We start from the raw sequence: 17,927 nt of genomic DNA, 5'->3' as shown, positions 1-17,927 counted from the left end.
GATGTAATATGCAACAAAGTGCATATTCTTACTATATGCAATTATTTGAATATGTCAATCAGTGCATATGAGTCTTTCTTACGCAATTTTGGCAACCTTGGCGGATCAAGCCTGCAGTGGCTATGAGCTGGCGAAGCGATTTGATGGGTCAGTGGGCCATTTCTGGTCTGCGAGTCATCAGCAGATCTATCGAGAACTCAATCGTTTAGAAGAACGGCAGTGGATCACGGGAGAGGTGATTCCCCAAACAGGACGTCCTGATAAAAAGTGCTATCACCTGACTGAAATGGGTAAGGCGGAGATGGCCAAATGGATTGCCCAGCCGAGTAAAAGTAGCCGCACTAAGGAAGAAATTCTAGTGAAGCTGTTTGCTGGGGATTTGGTAGAGCCTGAGGTATTACTGACTGAACTCCAACGTTACCAGCAGGAACATGAGCAGCAGTTGCAGATCTATCAGCAGATTGAGCAGCAGCATTTTGCTGAGCCAGAGCAATTATCTTGGGGAGGCAAGTGTCAGTATTTAACGCTACGTCAAGGTATACGTTATGAGATGGATGTAATTGGCTGGTGTGAGGAAGCCTTGGCTTTATTGAAGTCTTGCAATTAACACACTTTGAGTTTCCCAAAACTCTAGAGACATGCTAGCGGGCAACGCCCACATTTGCGGCTGGTTTGGAGCGCAGCGGAAAACCAGTCCGACAACATGCGTTTGTTCAGTGCTTTCAAGCGTATCAATTTGGATTGTGATCTCTCATTCTCATTGCTCGACTCATATCATATTCGCAAGTCGTCCTTGCGTTGTGAGCACACTCAATCAAGAGTCTCAATTTTTCTGGATCGTTGGCAACCTTACTCCAGTTGGTGACTGATATCTTACTGTCTCGCTTTAGTAGATTATCAATGATACGCGGAGGCAAATGCGGATAACGGCGCTCATATTCCTCCCTGCTGTCTATACTTATCCAATTAGAAACATCTGGATAGAAAGTAGATTTTATCTCATCAAAAGGCGCCGAAAAATATTCAGATTCACAGTTAGGTGCCAGCAAAACCACAACCCCTGACCTTCCGAAATTAGTCCCATTATACATGCTAGAATACAGCTCCCAGTCAACATGTTTTCTATATTTGGTTTCCCTACCAACTATTAACATTAGAACTGTTGACTCACTGAGGTAGTTTCGCCTGATTGTCTGCCTAATTACTTGCGGCTCTAAATCATCGTCTATATCGCCTGTATCGACAGAGCAGTCCACAAAGATTTCATGACTACCATTCAATTGAAGAAGGTGCTCCTTGAGATACTGCTCATTCCTATGGTGATAACTAATAAATACTCTTCTCATTTTACCCCCATTGAAATAGTTCCTATGTTTCTACGCTAGAAATAAGCTCATACATTTTGGTTCGATATCCAATCAAACGCTTGTTAACTAACAACAGATCAGCCTCCAATTTTTCAATATGAGGGTATGCCTTTTGTATTTGTTGTGGCTCTAATTCTACGCTTTCAGATTTGGCCAATTCTGCCTCGTACCATCTACGGTATCTCGCCTGCCATTTTGTCAAATGCGGTCGCAATCCAATATTTAGCACATCGATGGAAAGACGTATTATTTTCTCCGTATCTTTTCTTTGAAATCTTGAAACGGGCACGTCTTTAATCAAATCTCTTGTCACTGAAAAAAAGCTGTACCAAGAGTCATATATATCTGAAATCACATCATCTTCTAGGTCTATTGGTAAGCCGATTTTTCTTGTGCTTAGCTCGACCCAGATACGATAAGCGATCTGCTTGTCTGTATCATTTGGTTTTAGCTTAACCTTATGGTCTCCAATACCAAATTCAGCTTCATCAATTTCGAAGTCTCGCAACTTCCATCCAGACGAAAAGGTTTTATATAGCAGATATATTACCAGCGCAATCCCAAGCGGACCGATAATAAAAGGAGATACTTCTAGAGATAGTTTGAAATTTGAATCCAGCAATATTTTAACTAGGATTCCTGTACTATCTTCTTTCATATGCTTTCCTTATTTAGTTAACTTGAATATGCTTGCTCGGGCACTTAACTATAATTAGAAGGTAAATTTTCTGTTAACATGAAATGGGCGAATAATTTCGCTACCTCTTAAAGCCTTTCTGCCTCTATATTAGCATCTCTAATAAAGACGATATCTTACAGAAATTTGCCTATATGTAAACTTACAGTTGATTGCCTATCAGCTAGACGGGTAAAGAATTTCTAGAGACTTTTCTTGAGCTTTTGAAGAGTATTAATAGGCAAACTACCCGTTTAAATCTCAAAATCAGTTGTTAATACTCATATTGCGCTGTTGATTCAAAATTCAGAATTGCTGTTATAAATTCAGAAGCTAAAGAGTAGATCTGAACATCCTCCTTCACAAAGAAAAGAGACTAATACTGATGAATAACAAGTGGTACGCGGGTCAGCCCCAGATGGAAATCAGTTGACCAGCAAGTTTGAATGGAATAACTCTCCATGATGTGAAGTCCCATCGCATCCGCCAGCGTTAAGGGACTTGCCAAGAAATAAAGTACCTGCGAATCTAAGAAACAAGTCAATACATGATTGACCGATTGTTTTGAGGATATCTGATGCTAGATGCCCCTATAAAAGAGACGTTTCGAGATGCCGCCAAGAAACTGACAGGCCCACACAAGCGAGCATTCATGGCAAAAGTGGCTGAAGACTACCTGGACGGCTCTGCCCGCAAAGCTGAGCGTCATTTAGGTTGGAGACGTACCAGTGTTCAACTGGGCCTTGATGAACGACGGACTGGCATTAGATGCGTTGACAACTATCAAGCCCGAGGTCGTCAGCTTAGCGAAACGAAACTACCCCATTTAGCAACTGACATTCGGGATTTAGTTGATGGTGAAGCCCAAGCTGATCCGAAGTTCAAATCAACGTTGTACTACACCCGTATCAGTGCCAGGGCCGTGCGTGAGGCATTGATTGAGGAGAAAGGCTACAGCGATGAGGCATTACCAACCCGTCAAACCATCGGCAATCTATTGAATCGAATGGGTTATCGCTTAAAAACCCAAAAGTTAAACCCCTGAAAAAACTGCCGCAAACCGATGCGATTTTCGCAAATGTCGCTCAAGCCAATTATGCTGCCGATGCGGCCCCCAACCTATTGCGCATCTCGATTGATAGCAAAGCCAAAGTTAAAATTGGCAACCTCTCTCGTGGCGGCAAAGCTCGTACCCTAGACGCGACAAAAGCCAATGACCATGATGACCATTGGGACGCTATTTTGGTACCCTTCGGGATTCTCGATGTGCTCGCAGGGCAACTGTCAATTTACTTTGGTCAGTCTGCTGAAACTACTGATTTTATTGTTGATTGTTTAGAGGCTTGGTGGCGCGAACATCACGATAACTATCCTCAGATAGAGGGATTAGAAATTAACCTTGATGGCGGCTCTGCAGTGCGCAGTAACCGCACACAATTTATCAAGCGTATGGTTGAGTTTGTCCAAATGACACGATTATCGGTTCATCTGATTTACTATCCGCCCTATCACAGCAAATACAATCCGATTGAGCGATGTTGGGCAGCCTTGGAACAATATTGGAATGGCACTATCCTCAACTCCATTGATACGGCTGTCCAGTGGGCATCGAATATGACCTGGAATGGATTGAAGCCTTTGGTTCATTTGATTGAGGGCACCTATGAAAAGAACATTACTGTGCCCTCAGATGAGCTAGAAGCCTACAAACAACAATGGCTATGTTCTGAAGCGTTACCCAAATGGGATATCAAGATTGTGCCCAATTGATGGGTACCTTATTTATTTGTAGATCCCTAAATCCTGATCTGAAAATTTGCGCAGGAGTTCTACAGCACCCTTTTGCTCCTGAAGACCCACATCGATAATTTGAAGAGGCGACAAAACTTCCACCATTGCCATAAACTGCAAAGCTCGCGTCCGATCATATCGCTTAAGAAACCAACCATGTCCTTCCGCAATCACAAGAGGCGTAGTAATCAGTGGCGGTGGGTCAGCAAACAGCCGTCGAAATAAAGGGTGGTACGTATCGGAACGGTCCAGAAAAGCAATAAACGCGGAAGTATCAACGTATGCCTTAGTCTTTGTGGCCATAGACCAGCTCATCAATAGACTGGCTACTCTGGGGATTCCCTGACTCCACCATTCCAGCGTATTGCATCCAAGGCTTGGATTGATCTACTGGCAGAGCATTACGCAAGGAGCGGCGAAGAAGTTCTGCTAGGGAAATTCCTAACCGTTGTGCTTCTTGCTTGGCAGCCTCATATTCTGCTTCAGATAAGCTGATTTGAGTTCGCAGCATGATAACAGTTTTTTTGATTCTGTTATCAGAGTAGCAGATCTGGAAAGTATAGGTCGATGGCTAAAGAATTAGGTGGTTGCGATCGCTTTAATGGTAAGACTTTAAGCCTAAATCTCAGCTCTTACTTTTGGACGTTCTGGTTGGTCGACCTCAGTTTCCTGAGACAATTTAGCCAGGTAGGATACTTCTCATCTATCACCTATGATTGACAAATAGGTCCGAAAATTCTCTAAAGTCAGCAGTTATGCGTGCATTGATAAAAAGCGTATTTCTATGAAAACTCGCCATCTAACCGCTTTTCTACATAGAGAAGACGATATGTTTATCGCTGAATGCACCGAAGTAGGAACGGTGGATCAAGAGGCAACGATAAAAGAAGCATTTGCAGGCTTAAAAGAGGCTACAAGACTATATTTAGAAGAATTTCCTATGCTGGAAACATCACCTCGATACCTCGATTTGTAACCAGTTTGGCAAGAGGCTTGTGAGCAAATGGCTTCTATGATGAGTGATGGTGCGTTGCTTTGGCCTAACAGACCCTATGAGATTGAAGATCTAGTGTTATCTGTCGAAATTTAATCATGCTGATCTCTGGTGATCGCAACGCCTTGATGCCTTGCCCCTGTGGCAGTCAAAAGTTATTAAACCAGTGCTGCGGGGTTTATCTACAAGGGTCTCGCTCTGCTCCCACTGCTGAAACACTGATGCGATCGCGTTACGCTGCCTATTGCCTCAAAAATATCGATTACCTATTCAATACCGAACATCCCAGTCACCGCCAACCCAATAGCCGACAATTGATCACTGCCACTGCCAATCATCTGACTTGGTTGGGGTTAACGGTACTCGCCACTCAAGCTGGACAACCTGAAGATAAAACTGGGGTGGTGGAGTTCTTCGCGGTGTACCAAGAAGGGAACTCTGCGGCCCAACTCCATGAGAGATCGCGTTTTATCAGAGAAAATGGCAAATGGTTTTATACCGATGGAGATAGGTTATCGCCTTTCCAACCGAAAAAGAATGAACCCTGTTGGTGTGGAAGTGGCAAAAAGTTTAAACAGTGCCACCGCAAAAAAAGCTGATAACTCTAACGAGAGCCAAACAAGGGAGTGAACGATAATTTTATGCCGCAATTTGATTGGAATTTTTAATCTTCTACTAGCGGCGTAAGTTCAAAGTCTCTTGCCTTGTTAATTAGCTTGTGTAATAGAATGTGTGGATAAATGTGTAACTAGAGTCTGACCATGGCTACCAACCTTTCTATCGATGCTGACTTGCTGGAAGAGGCCCTGCGAATTGGAGGATTTTCTACAAAAAAAGAGACCGTTAATCAAGCACTGACTGAGTTTGTGCAACGTCGAAAACAGCATGAAATTATCTCTCTATTTGGCCAGTTACCTCAAGATACCGATTACGACTATAAACAAAGACGATAATGAGCGGCATACTGGTTGACACGTGTGTTTGGTCCATAGCTCTACGAGGTAGTTCTGCAGCCGAAACCTCAATCGTTAAGCAACTCACCCGACTGATTGATGAGAATCAAGTAAAAATCATTGGTGCCATCAGACAAGAATTGTTGTCCGGCTACACAGATAAAAGCCGATATGAAAAACTGCGCCAGAAACTAAAATATTTCCCAAACGAACCATTGGTGGACTCTGATTATGAAGCTGCTGCAGAATATTCAAATTTCTGCCGCTCAAAAGGAATTCAAGGCTCCCACACAGATTTCTTAATTTGTGCTGGTGCCATACGCGCTAAATTCGAAATTTTCACTACCGATAAAGACTTTAGTCACTACGCCAAACATTTACCAATCAAACTCTTCAAGACAAGCTAACGGGAGCGATGAGCGGCGGGATAAAAGAGAACACTTTCATATTCTGCTATTTAGAGCAGTAGAGGTGTGTTGATCACCCATTTACCATGACAACAGGAACACTGAGTAATCCCCAGAAAACAATCCCTTTACTATTTGAGGGGCTAACTTGGCGCGAGTTTAAGGCCGTAGAGCAATTACTAGATCGACCAGGATATCGACTTTCCTTTTTAGACGGTGTATTGGAGATTGTGCCGATACCAAGTGAAGCCCATGAAACGGTAAAAGAGCGCATCGCAGCCCTTTTAGAGCTTTACTTGTTGATGGCGGGGGTTGATTTTACACCCACTGGATCCATGACCCTGGAAAGCGAAACTGGCCAAGTAAAGCGCGAAGCGGATAAATCTTACAAGTTGACAGCAGGGAAATTACGTCCAGATTTAGCCATTGAAGTGGTCTTCTCCAGTGGTGGCATTAACAAATTAGAGGCTTATAGACGGCTGAACATATCAGAAGTCTGGTTTTGGGAAGATGGCGTCCTGGAAATTTACCATTTGCGGAACGATGGTGATCAGCCTGAATATGAGCAGATTGATCAAAGCGAGGCCATCCCAGGCATTGACCTAGCATTGCTATTGCGTTGTATCAGTCTTACCAATCATGTAGATGCTGTGAGAACTTGGCAGCAAAGTATTCAGTGATAAGCCATATGGATCTGCATTTGATAGCAGCACGCTCCGAAGCCAAAATTTTCACTTCGGTTGCGATGGCCTCTGGCCGGTCATTGACCATCGCAACTTGATGCAGAAGTTAAAAACGGAGATTTCGACTTTGAGCGGTGTGTCAATCATCAGTAAACAAGTGAAGCCATCAGGAGTATTGTGGTTGAATGCGTATCATCGTTGCGATGGTCAATGATCGGTCGGAAGCTATCGCATCTCTCCTCTTTCAAAATGATAGAAATCCCTTGTTGATCGACGCACTAGAGAACCCCTATGTCTGAATGGCATCTCTATATCCTTCGTACCCGAGACGGGGCCTTGTATACAGGCGTGACGACAGACGTAGCGCGTCGATTGGAGGAGCATACCCACAGTAAAAAAGGGGCCAAGTTTTTGCGTTCCAAAGGCCCATTGCAGTTGGTCTATCAACAACCCGTCGGCAGTCGCTCCGAAGCTCAGCGATTGGAATACCAAATTAAACAACTGTCGAAGCAACAAAAAGAGACGTTCATCGCCACTCACAGCTCTTGATTACACTGGGGAAAGACCGCTGATATGTATTGTCCCCAGATGATGCCGACTCACTTATGTTGAAGATTACCCAACGTACCTCTATTCCCCTCAACGAGATTGAGTTGAGTTCCATCCGTTCTCAGGGGGCTGGAGGACAAAACGTCAACAAAGTGGCCTCTGCGATCCATCTCCGATTTGATATCAACGCCTCCTCCCTATCTCCTTTGTATAAAGAGCGGCTTCTCAACCTGGGCGATAGACGTATCACCAAAGAAGGCATCATTATTATCAAAGCCCAGCAACATCGCACCCAACAGCAAAACCGGGAAGATGCCTTAAACCGCCTGCAAACGTTGTTGCAAAGCGTGACTACAACCCCCAAAAAGCGGAAACCTACCAAACGTTCCTATGGTGCCAAGCAACGGCGGCTGGATAGCAAAAGCAAACGCGGAAAATTGAAGAAGCTGAGGGGTAATATCAAACCTTCACTGGACGCTTAATCATTAACTCAAACCTAACTGCACAGAGGACATCATGCCAGGACTACTGCCCAATATTGATCCAGACGGACTTTTGGAATATTCAGTGGTCTACACAGACCGCTCCCTCAACCATATGTCAGGGGCCTTCCAAACGGTGATGAAGGATATCTCCCAGGCCCTTAAACAGGTGTACAACGCCAAAGCCGTGGCCATCGTTCCAGGGGGTGGCACCTTTGCTATGGAAGCCGTGGCTCGACAGTTTGCCACCGACCAATCCTGCCTGGTGATTCGCAATGGCTGGTTTAGTTATCGCTGGAGTCAAATTTTAGAGAAGGGGAAGATACCGGCTCAATTAACGGTGCTCAAGGCTCGTCCCGTCGATGACAGTGAACATGCCGCCTATGCCCCGGCCCCCATTGAAGAAGTGGTTGCCAGAATCCAGTCCGAAAAACCGGACCTCGTCTTTGCGCCCCATGTGGAAACCTCCTCGGGCATGATTTTGCCCATGGACTACCTCCAGGCCATTTCCAAAGCCGTCCATGCAGTAGGTGGCTTATTCGTCTTAGATTGCATTGCCTCGGGCACCATCTGGGTGGATATGGACGCCTGTGGTGTAGATGTTTTGATCAGTGCACCTCAAAAAGGCTGGAGTAGTTCCCCCTGTAGTGGATTAGTGATGCTGAGTGCTTTAGGGCGAGAGCGGATCGAATCGACGACAAGTAGCAGCTTTGCCTGTGACCTATTGAAATGGCTGCAGATTATGGAGGTCTATGAGCAAGGTGGACATGCCTACCACGCCACCATGCCCACGGACAGCCTAAGAGTATTCCGGGATGTGATGCAGGAAGCTGCTGGATATGGATTTGATACCGTCTGTGCTCAGCAACAACAGCTCGGTGATCAGGTCAGAGCACTGCTGACCGGCAAAGGTGTTAAAAGTGTTGCAGCTGAAGGGTTTCAGTCCCCTAGCGTGGTGGTGAGCTACACAGACGATCCAGCAATTGGACAGAGATTTAAGGCTCTTGGGATGCAGATTGCGGCGGGTGTTCCGCTGCGATGTGATGAACCTGAGAATTTTCAAACCTTTCGGATTGGCCTCTTTGGCTTGGATAAACTGCAAAATATCGATCGCACCGTTGCTACCCTAGCCGATGTCTTGGAGCAGATGGAATAATCCAAGGCGCTCGCCCATCTCCCTGATTTATAGCGGTCAGGGATAACAGGCTTTCGACATCAGTCCAGTTTCCCTTCAATAGAGCGCATCAATCTTTTAGCTGACAGTCCTCTTCCATTTTCTGAACCATCTCTCCTAGAGACTTTTCTAAGGTTTGAAGTCGCTTACTTTCTTGTTCTACCTGGATTGAATGGGATTCTTTTTGGGCGATAAGGTTATTCAGTTCCCCTTGCCGACTGGCAATATCCTGATTAATCCGCTCAATCACTTCGATTTCATAGGTGTCAAAGCACCGTTGTACGGCTTGATGAATGGGTTGCCATTGCTCTTCGGCAATTTGGGGAAGATATTTGGCAAATTCCTTGCGGGTTGCGTTTAAGAACTCTTGGCGCACATATTCCGCTTGACCCACAAAAACGCCAGTTCCCACCAACAACACTGCAAAGACATTCAAAAAGAGGGATGAAAAGACCAAGCCGATTACCTGTAAGGCAATCACAATCAATACATAGGCTACAGCTGTCTGCATCACACCCTGCCAAAACATATTGAATTGTCCAACCGCCCCATTCATATTGCCAGGTATGGCCTCAAACGCATCCTTGAGGATGTCGGTCCAAATTTCGACTTCTTTGGGGTTATAACGATGCCCTGCTGCATAGAAGCGATTGCCCAAAAGCTTGTCGTTCATTACCTCGACCACTTGTTCATAGGCCACTCGATATTCATCTGCCGCTTCATTGAGTTCAGAAAAGGCCCGGCTAATATCCTGTTTAGCGATAAATTCCCAAGCTGCCAAACGGTCATTCATATAGCGTTCAAAGGCTCGCTTAAAGGAGGTGTAGAACATGGCCCGATTGTTTTTATCTAGAAACTCTAGAAAATCCAAATCCGGTTGGGCTGCGACGAAATCCTCGTCAAAGGTAGTTTCTAGTTTGAGAATATAGGTCTTAAAGGAATCCGCAATGGCTTGAGATTCTTGATCGCGGGTTTGGCGAATTTTCGTTTGAAAGTCATCCCGAATGGACTGCAGTTGCTCAAAATCCGTCTGGACGGAGGCCAACTTTTCTTTGAGTTGATCCAGATCTTCATCCAGTAACGGTAACCGCCGAGAAACGGCTGCCCACACCTGCTTGTGGGTCATCTGGGCTTTTTGGAGAGCATAGTCTAGTTCGGCCTGAATGCGATCGTTGGCCAGAAAGTCGAACAAACTGTCTAGAAAGACGGGCACACCTGAATGGGCGAGGGCTTCCGGGTCGTTTTGGAGTTGCGATCGCAATGCCTTCAAACCCGAGACTTCAAACACTCGATGTTCATATTGATCGGGGCAATAGTCTGTCAAATGGGTGCGAAAGACCTCTCGCAGTCTAACCTCTGCTGCGGTAAGGGCCTCCCGATCATCTGGATTAATCAAATTGCTTTGAACTTTATCCCAGGCATTAATCAAGAAAAAGATGGGGATACCCCGATCCTTCAGGGTGTTTTGCAGGTATCGACGCTCATCTAAGGTGCAGGGCTGGGTCGCATCCATCACAAATAGCACGGCATGGCAGTCCTGCAAAAAATTAAAGACCAGCTGATTTCGGGCTTCCGTATCATTCAATCCTGGGGTATCAATCAGCTCTAGGCCTTGTTGCAACAAGGGAATAGGATATTCAATCTCGGCATGGCTGACATTGGGAAAGGCCGCTTGGTCTTTGGAGGCCAACGCTTTAGCCTCCTCCGGATCAATGGTGTAAATCTGCTTAAAGTCCTCTAAAGCAATTTTTTCAGGGGGCGTTTCGTCAAGATGGTGGATAGTGACTTGCTTTTGGGGACCATATTTGAGCACCGTCAATACAGCCGTACAGGGGTTGACATCACTGGGCAATAATCGCTCGCCCAATAGGGAATTGAGGAGCGTACTTTTCCCCCGCTTCAGATCGCCCAACACCACCAACCGAAAGATCCCTTGCTTCAGGTTGCCTGCCACGCTCCGAAGGGTTTCCACTTGTGTGACTAGGCTGAGTTCTCCCGAAGCGGTAGACCCTTCCTTTTCTGCAGCGGATAGGGTCTCTGCCATGGCTTCCAGGTGATTGGTAGCTTTCTGGCGTGAATGTTGGGCTTGATCTAACTGAGCTAAGGACGCGGCGGACAACTGCGTGAGATCAAGAAAAGTGCTCATAAATGTGGCGGTGAGATATTAAACTTTATCTCCACCATCATAGCTATCGCAAAAAAGACTGGAATGAAATCGATCTGCTGCCGTTTAGGGGTATTGAGTGAGGTTTAATTCAGGAAAATTTCTTGTTTAGATAAAAAATGTTCGAAATATGGATAAAAAATAGCTCTTATGGCCGATTTCTGAGTTTATTCAGGGGGCTTGCTCGCTTCCGTAAACAAGGTTCTGTTGAAGAACGGTGGTATTGGGAAAAGCAAAAGCTGTAACCATATTGGGGCTTTGCCCGGTTTCCATAAGGGTTACACCAATTCTCCGAACATGAAGGATTTTGATGGAGCATGGCGAGTGATGACGATTACATGCTGCCTAAGTCTGTGTGATGATAATAATTATTCCGAGCTTGATCTTGCTAATGGCGATGTTTGGTTTATGAAAAAGCATCTGGTTACTAGACGCTCTAAGAACTACAGTTCAGTCTAAATACGGATTCTGATCCGTATTTCAAAATTTAATATAGAAATAGAAAAATTGTGTTTACCCTAGCCTCATAACAACTTGTCATGCAATGCGAGATTCAATCGTCTATAGCTGTAGGCTTTACAGAGACTTTTAGTCAAGAAAAAATTCCAAAAGATCTCGAAAAAGGGATTGGCTTTTACAAAACAATTATTCGCAACTTGCCTGATCTTGTCTGGTTAAAGGATATCGATGGAGTATATCTAGCCTGCAATAATCGTTTCGAGGATTTTGTTGGATTTCCTGAACAAGAAATCGTAGGTAAAACCGACCACGAATTAGTGGATGCTCGGTTGGCCGATTTGTCTCGGAGGCACGATACGGAGGTCATACTCCAAGGATACCCATCCGTAATCGAGGAATGGACAACTTTTGCTAGTGATGGACACGGTGAACTTCTGGAAGTCAGCAGGGTTCCCATTCAAGATGCTCAGGGAGAACTGATTGGGTTACTCGGCATTGGCCACAATATTACGTCTCATAGAGAGTCAGAAGAGAAATTACAACAGAGTGAGGAACGGTTTTCGTTAGCGATGCGCGGAGCTAATGATGGCCTGTGGGATTGGAATTTGGAAACAGATGAAGTTTATTACTCACCTCGCTGGAAAAGCATGCTGGGTTATGAGAATGATGAACTTGCCCATGATTTAAGCACTTGGGAAAACCTAGTTCACCCAGAGGATAAAAAGAAGGTCCTGGCACTGGTTGAAGATTATCTAGATGGCAAATCTGATGCATTTGATGTAGAAATGCGGATGCAGCACAAAGCGGGCCATGAGATATATGTACTCTCTCGGGCATTCTTGGCTCATCGGGCGACAGATGGTAAGGCTGTTCGTCTAGTGGGGACCCATGTTGACATCACAGCTCGGAAAAAAGCTGAAGCCTTTGACGATAAAAATGCTGAAATTTTGGAGATGATTGCGACAGGAAAACCAGCCGCAAAAATCTATGATGAAATTGCCTTAATGTATGAATCTCGTCATCCTGGCATGCGTTGTTCAATGCTGGAGCTACAAGATGGTCGACTGATGCATGGTGGAGCTCCCAGTCTGCCGAAGGAATACTGTGATGCGGTTCATGGGTTGCAAAACGGCCCTAATGTGGGCTCCTGTGGCACATCCACCTATACCGGCAAGCGGGTGTTGGTTGAGAATATTGAAACGGATCCCAAATGGGCCAAGATCAAACATGTCGCCCTTCCCCATGGCATGCGTTGCTGCTGGTCTGAGCCAATTAAAAATTCGTCAGGTATCGTCTTGGGCGCATTTGGCATGTACTATAACCACCCTGCTTTGCCTAATGAAGCGGAGTCCAATGATCTGAAATCGGCAGCAAGGCTGGCTGGGATTGTGATGGAGCGGGACCAGGCCCAGAAAAGGATTCGAGAATTAGCTTTTATCGATACCTTAACGGGGTTGGCCAGTCGTGCTCACTTTTATCAGAATCTTGAGGTTGCCATTAAGCGCTCTGAGCGCAATGCATCTCGTTTAGGCCTGCTCTATATTGATTTAGATAACTTCAAGGGCGTGAATGACAGTCTGGGGCATGATGCTGGTGACTTGCTGCTCAGAGAAATTGGGCACCGGTTGCAGCGAGTTGCGCGTGATATTGATTTTGTCGCTCGCCTGAGTGGAGATGAATTCTGTATTTTGGTGACAGAGGTTGATGATGACTATGCGGCTTCTAAGGTCGCCCAACGTTGCCTTGAAGAGGTATCCCAGCCCATTGAACTATCGGCGCGGAAGTTTACGCCAGCGTGCAGTATTGGGATTGCCCACTATCCTGATGATGGCCGGGAGCTGTCCACCTTAATTAAAGCGGCTGATACGTCCCTGTATGCGGCAAAAGAGCGCGGAAAAAATCGGTATGCTTTCTATCAACCACAGCTGACTGAGCAAGCAGAATATCGGTTCCGCGTGGAGCAAAATTTAAGGGAGGCGGTCGAAAAACAGCAATTGTCCTTGGTGTACCAACCTCAGGTTGAGCTCTTTTCCGGCAATATTATTGGGGTTGAGGCATTGTCCCGTTGGCATCATTCCCAACTGGGGGAGGTGTTACCGACGGAATTTATTGCCACAGCCGAAAGAATAGGAATGATGAAGCCCCTGACAGAATGGGTGTTGAAAACAGCCTGTAATCAGGCCGTTGCTTGGAAGAAGGCGGGGTTGCCAACGATTCGGATGGCTGTGAATATTTCTCCTGCCCAATTCTTGGATAAGGATTTTGTGTCCTTGATTCAGCATGTTCTAGAGGAAACAGGTATGGTGCCGACGGAATTAAAGCTGGAAGTAACGGAGAGTGTGGTGCAAACCGATCAGCAAAATCTCTCGATCTTCCGAGAATTAAAAAATCTGGGTGTCTTGCTAGCCATCGACGATTTTGGCAAAGGCTATTCTTCGTTTGCTTCTCTTAAACACTTGACGGTGGATTGTCTAAAAATCGATAAATATTTTATTGATGATATGTTGGTTGATCTGAAATCACAGACTTTAATTGCTGCCATGATTGATATGGGCCACAATCTAGATCATGAAATTATTGCCGAAGGTGTGGAGACCGTAGAGCAGTATCAAATGCTGCAACAGTTTGGCTGTGAAACAGCTCAGGGATATTTGCTGAGCAAACCGGTTAGCCCAGATTCCATCTCGAAAATTCTGAAGCTTAATCGTTTGACTCATCTAGCACATTTAGATGCTAACCCTTTGCATTTGAGGTAAATTCAGACTCAGAAATTACCTACAGTATAAGAATGGTGCCCCAAATTACGGCTCACCGAGGCTATTCTCAGTTAGCCCCAGAGAATACGATTCCTGCTTTTGAGCTAGCGATTGAACACCAGGCTGATTTTATTGAACTGGATGTCCAAGAGACTAAAGATCATGGGTTGGTGGTGATTCATGATAGTCATTTGTTGCGTCTTGCAGGGTGCGATCGCAACCTCTGGAACCTAACTACCTCTGAGCTGGCAAACCTAGATGTCGGTCAGTGGTTTGGGGAGGCGTTTAAGCATACTCGAATCCCTTCTCTAGCCTCAGTGATGGATTTAGCTAAGGACCGCGTCAATTTAAACCTGGAGCTAAAAATTCACGGTCATGAACAAAAACTCGTCAGTCAGGTGGTTGAACTGATTCACGAAAAAAATTGGCAGCAAAACTGCGTGGTGTCCTCGCTCGATTTTGATATTTTGCGGCAGGTACGAACGCTAGATCCTGGGTTGACGATTGGCCCAGTCATTCCCCCTGCTCGACCTGAGTATCCTGATTTTGAGGTCGATTTTTATTCACTTCACTTCACCCTCGCTACACCAGAACGAGTCAAACGAGCCCATGCAGAAGGAAAAGCCATTCATGCCTGGACGGTTAATCAGCCTGATGATATGCAGCGCATGATTGAACATGGGGTAGACAATATCATCACCGATCAATCTGCAGTATTTCAGGATCTAAATGCACTGAAATAGGGTTGCTATTAAATTTTCTATCTGAACACCGATCACCTTTTCTCAACTATTGTACAGATAAGATCCGTGATATCTATGCCATTTCCAGTGTTGCAACGCCTATGCTGGGAGGGTGAGCGTTCAGGTGAAGATTATGCAAACTCAGCAGCCTGTTGTCAAAATTCCAAAAACCTTGCCCGCTGAGCAGCGCCTCACCTTAAATAATATTGACTGGAAAACCTATGAGAACATTCTGGCTGCCTTTGGTGAACATCGAGCGGTGCGGCTTCACTATAGTGCTGGAGTTCTAGAGCTTATGGTCCCCCTAGAAGCTCACGAAAACCCCAGTGATGTAATTGGGGTTTTTATTCGCACCTTGGCTTTTGAATCTGGCCAAAACATTAAGGGCATGGCCTCCACCACCCTCAGACGAAAGGAGCTTCTTAAAGGGGCTGAGCCGGATCGAGGCTATTACATCCAGAATGAATCGGTGGTCCGAGGGCGAACGGTCGATCTCGATGTTGACCCACCCCCTGACCTAGTGGTGGAAGTAGACATTAGTCATACGGATATCAACAAAAACGACCTCTATGCCCAAATGGGAGTCCCTGAACTGTGGCGCTTTGATGGCCAAATATTGAGAATTTATCAGTTGGAGCAAGGACAATATCAGGATGCTCCCGTCAGTCCCACCTTTCCCTGGGTGCCGCTGGAACGGTTCTATCATTTTCTTCAGCAATGCAAAACGGTAGGAGAGACACCCGCTTATAGGGAGTTAAAAACTTGGGTTCAGGACCATGCACCTAAACTGTAATGATCTCAGTGATTTTCTTACACCGTCTGAAAAGTTTGAGGGGAAGTCTTTTCAACCCTTGGTACTAAAAGAATTGTTGAATAAACGATAAAAGCGAGGTGGCGCTAAATCGATACAACTCTTTTGGCTGGGTCGATTGCCAGAAAAGTCACAGGTCCTTTATAGGTGATACTGAGCTTTCCACCATAAACATCATCAATGGCTAGCAAATTCTGATCAGAAATCACAATGTTTTCAGATGTGAAGATGGACCTTTGCATATCTTTCAAATCGCCATAATTAGGGCTTGCTTCGAAAGTCTAAGGTTGAATATTTGCAGTGTATCCAAGTGTTGAGCGCCCTTGAGAAGTGCAAGGAAAATCGTTCAAAATACTCAAAACCTTTGCACATGCACCCCAATGTATCGTCGCCCATCCCCCGGTCAACTGTCCTTTAAGAACTTCTACTTGCCCTTCGGAGGCAAACTATCAGAAGAGAATCGCTGGGTCAAACTCGCCGAGCTGATTCCTTGGGAGAGCTTTGAGTCAGAGTATGCAGAGCAATTCAGTCAGACCATGGGGGCACCTGCCAAACCCTTTCGTGTGGCCTTAGGGACCTTAATCATCAAAGAGAAACTGGGTGTATCCGATGCAGAGACCGTAGAACAGATTCGAGAGAACCCCTACTTGCAGTACTTTCTGGGTTTTAGTGAATATCGAGAGAGTGCTCCGTTTGATGCCTCCATGCTGGTTCACTTTCGCCAACGGTTGAATCTAGAGCTACTGACTCAAGTCAACGACGCAGTCGTGGAATCAGTGCTCGCATCTGAGGGTTCTCCTGTTGTGATGTCCCCTGAGTCATCTCCTTCTCCTGAAGATGACGAAGATGAGCCTCCTGCCCCTCCCAACCAGGGCCAATTGTTGATAGACGCGACCTGTGCGCCAGCCGATATTCGCTATCCGACAGACTTAGATCTGCTCAATGATGCCCGCAAAGCGAGTGAAGCCATCCTTGATGCTTTATATGCTCAAGTCATGCTGTCTCTCAAGGGCAAACCTCGCACCTACCGCCAAAAGGCCCGCAAAGCTTATCTGGCCATTGCCAAGAAACGTCAACCGAGTCGCAAGCTGATTCGTAAAGGGATTCGTCAGCAGTTGGGCTATGTGCGTCGGAATCTAGCCCACATTGATGGATTGATAGCTTTAGGAGCGTCTCTGTCCCGACTGTCCCGGCGACAGTACCGTCTGTTGCTGGTGATTCATGAAGTCTTTCGACAGCAAGAGTGGATGTATCAACAGCACGTGCGTCGAGTAGATGACCGTATTGTCAGCCTCACTCAGCCTCATGTCCGACCGATGGTCCGAGGCAAAGCTGGAGTACCTGTTGAGTTTGGGGCCAAGCTATCCCTCAGTTGTGTCAACGGATGTGTGTTTCTGGAACGTTTAAGCTGGGATGCGTTCAATGAATCCCAGCATCTTCAATATCAAGTGGAAGCTTTTCATCGTCGCTTTGGCCATTATCCTCTCTCAGTCCATGCCGACCAAATCTATCGAACCCGAGCTAATCGACGATGGTGTAAAGCTCGAGGTATCCGATTGAGTGGACCACCGTTAGGAAGACCTCAACAAGACCCCCAGGTGCAGGGCCAACTCAAGCAACAAGCACGGGAGGACGAAAAGGTGAGAGTCCAAATTGAGGGCAAGTTTGGGCAGGCCAAGCGAAGATTTGGCTTGAATCGAGTGATGGCGAAGTTAGCGGATACGGCTGCTAGTGCGATTGCTATCACGTTCTTGGTGATGAATCTAGAGCGGTGGCTCCGCCACCTTTTATCATTCATTTTTGGGTGGGATTGCTGGTGTTGGAAAGCGTTATGGAGCTGCCAGGGCTGCCTTGGGGCTTTTCTAGGGCCAGTGAAGGAATATGGCCCTGGCCGTCACAACTGGGTTGATTGTACGAT

17 protein-coding genes and 2 pseudogenes are annotated in these 17,927 nt (G+C 45.9%); 14 read left to right on the top strand and 5 right to left on the bottom strand.

Annotation, left to right across the window (positions count from 1 at the left end):
- The first annotated feature begins 67 nt into the window (after nucleotides 1–67).
- Complete coding sequence (locus tag ON05_RS26320) at nucleotides 68–607, top strand: PadR family transcriptional regulator (RefSeq protein ID WP_010469075.1); 540 nt, start codon at nucleotides 68–70, stop codon at nucleotides 605–607.
- Nucleotides 608–731: 124 nt separating this feature from the next.
- On the opposite strand, the gene ON05_RS26315 is transcribed toward ON05_RS26320, so the two are convergent.
- Both ON05_RS26315 and ON05_RS26310 read right to left on the bottom strand, forming a co-directional pair.
- Nucleotides 732–1,346, bottom strand: coding sequence for a TIR domain-containing protein (locus tag ON05_RS26315; RefSeq protein WP_010469076.1), 615 nt, complete (start codon nucleotides 1,344–1,346; stop codon nucleotides 732–734).
- A 22-nt stretch (nucleotides 1,347–1,368) separates the two neighbouring features.
- Entirely contained in the window at nucleotides 1,369–2,025 is a 657-nt protein-coding gene (locus tag ON05_RS26310) for a hypothetical protein (protein ID WP_010469077.1), read from the bottom strand.
- Between the two features lie 595 nt (nucleotides 2,026–2,620).
- Here ON05_RS26310 and ON05_RS26300 point away from each other — a divergent pair.
- Nucleotides 2,621–3,813 (top strand): annotated as a pseudogene (locus tag ON05_RS26300) (ISAzo13 family transposase).
- 12 nt (nucleotides 3,814–3,825) lie between these two features.
- Here ON05_RS26300 and ON05_RS26295 read toward each other — a convergent pair.
- On the bottom strand, nucleotides 3,826–4,137 hold the full coding sequence (locus tag ON05_RS26295; RefSeq protein ID WP_010473707.1) for a type II toxin-antitoxin system VapC family toxin: 312 nt from the start codon (nucleotides 4,135–4,137) through the stop codon (nucleotides 3,826–3,828).
- Entirely contained in the window at nucleotides 4,121–4,345 is a 225-nt protein-coding gene (locus ON05_RS26290; protein WP_010473704.1) for a CopG family transcriptional regulator, read from the bottom strand. Before ON05_RS26290 ends, ON05_RS26295 begins: the two co-directional genes overlap by 17 nt.
- Nucleotides 4,346–4,618: 273 nt before the next feature.
- Here ON05_RS26290 and ON05_RS26285 point away from each other — a divergent pair, with 273 nt between their 5' ends.
- From ON05_RS26285 to ON05_RS26250, 8 genes are all read left to right on the top strand, one after another.
- Nucleotides 4,619–4,810 carry a type II toxin-antitoxin system HicB family antitoxin gene (locus tag ON05_RS26285; RefSeq protein WP_010473702.1) on the top strand — a complete coding sequence of 64 codons (192 nt, stop codon included), beginning with the start codon at nucleotides 4,619–4,621 and terminating at the stop codon, nucleotides 4,808–4,810.
- A gap of 116 nt (nucleotides 4,811–4,926) precedes the next feature.
- On the top strand, nucleotides 4,927–5,427 hold the full coding sequence (locus ON05_RS26280; RefSeq protein WP_010473699.1) for a YchJ family protein: 501 nt from the start codon (nucleotides 4,927–4,929) through the stop codon (nucleotides 5,425–5,427).
- Between the two features lie 162 nt (nucleotides 5,428–5,589).
- A complete protein-coding gene (locus ON05_RS26275) occupies nucleotides 5,590–5,781 on the top strand; it encodes a type II toxin-antitoxin system VapB family antitoxin (protein WP_010473695.1) in 192 nt (63 codons plus the stop codon).
- Nucleotides 5,781–6,188, top strand: coding sequence for a PIN domain-containing protein (locus tag ON05_RS26270; RefSeq protein WP_010473694.1), 408 nt, complete (start codon nucleotides 5,781–5,783; stop codon nucleotides 6,186–6,188). The genes ON05_RS26275 and ON05_RS26270 overlap by 1 nt, the downstream gene beginning before the upstream one ends.
- Nucleotides 6,189–6,274: 86 nt before the next feature.
- Nucleotides 6,275–6,868: a Uma2 family endonuclease gene (locus ON05_RS26265; protein ID WP_010473693.1), complete on the top strand. Its 594-nt coding sequence runs from the start codon at nucleotides 6,275–6,277 to the stop codon at nucleotides 6,866–6,868.
- Nucleotides 6,869–7,162: 294 nt separating this feature from the next.
- The gene (locus ON05_RS26260) at nucleotides 7,163–7,420 is read left to right on the top strand and encodes a GIY-YIG nuclease family protein (RefSeq protein WP_010473692.1); all 258 of its coding nucleotides are present in this window, start codon (nucleotides 7,163–7,165) and stop codon (nucleotides 7,418–7,420) included.
- 56 nt (nucleotides 7,421–7,476) lie between these two features.
- Entirely contained in the window at nucleotides 7,477–7,902 is a 426-nt protein-coding gene (gene arfB, locus ON05_RS26255; RefSeq protein ID WP_010473690.1) for an alternative ribosome rescue aminoacyl-tRNA hydrolase ArfB, read from the top strand.
- Nucleotides 7,903–7,936: 34 nt separating this feature from the next.
- Complete coding sequence (locus ON05_RS26250; RefSeq protein ID WP_010473689.1) at nucleotides 7,937–9,058, top strand: aminotransferase class V-fold PLP-dependent enzyme; 1,122 nt, start codon at nucleotides 7,937–7,939, stop codon at nucleotides 9,056–9,058.
- Nucleotides 9,059–9,146: 88 nt separating this feature from the next.
- Here the strand turns inward: ON05_RS26250 and ON05_RS26245 are convergent, their stop codons facing one another.
- A complete protein-coding gene (locus ON05_RS26245) occupies nucleotides 9,147–11,222 on the bottom strand; it encodes a dynamin family protein (RefSeq protein WP_010473688.1) in 2,076 nt (691 codons plus the stop codon).
- Between the two features lie 557 nt (nucleotides 11,223–11,779).
- Between ON05_RS26245 and ON05_RS26240 the strand changes: the two genes are divergently transcribed.
- The 4 genes and pseudogenes from ON05_RS26240 (at nucleotide 11,780) to ON05_RS26225 (ending at nucleotide 17,918) form a co-directional block, all read left to right on the top strand.
- Nucleotides 11,780–14,455: a bifunctional diguanylate cyclase/phosphodiesterase gene (locus tag ON05_RS26240; protein ID WP_010473687.1), complete on the top strand. Its 2,676-nt coding sequence runs from the start codon at nucleotides 11,780–11,782 to the stop codon at nucleotides 14,453–14,455.
- Nucleotides 14,456–14,487: 32 nt separating this feature from the next.
- Entirely contained in the window at nucleotides 14,488–15,198 is a 711-nt protein-coding gene (locus tag ON05_RS26235; protein WP_010473686.1) for a glycerophosphodiester phosphodiesterase, read from the top strand.
- A 133-nt stretch (nucleotides 15,199–15,331) separates the two neighbouring features.
- Nucleotides 15,332–15,991: a Uma2 family endonuclease gene (locus ON05_RS26230; RefSeq protein ID WP_010473685.1), complete on the top strand. Its 660-nt coding sequence runs from the start codon at nucleotides 15,332–15,334 to the stop codon at nucleotides 15,989–15,991.
- A gap of 398 nt (nucleotides 15,992–16,389) precedes the next feature.
- A pseudogene (locus ON05_RS26225) lies at nucleotides 16,390–17,918 on the top strand (IS5 family transposase).
- Nucleotides 17,919–17,927 lie beyond the last annotated feature (9 nt).

Origin of the sequence: Acaryochloris sp. CCMEE 5410, from assembly GCF_000238775.2 — a bacterium.
Taxonomy (GTDB): domain Bacteria; phylum Cyanobacteriota; class Cyanobacteriia; order Thermosynechococcales; family Thermosynechococcaceae; genus Acaryochloris.
The sequence above is the reverse complement of the archived record's forward strand: the minus strand, read 5'-3'. Positions and strand labels throughout refer to the sequence as shown.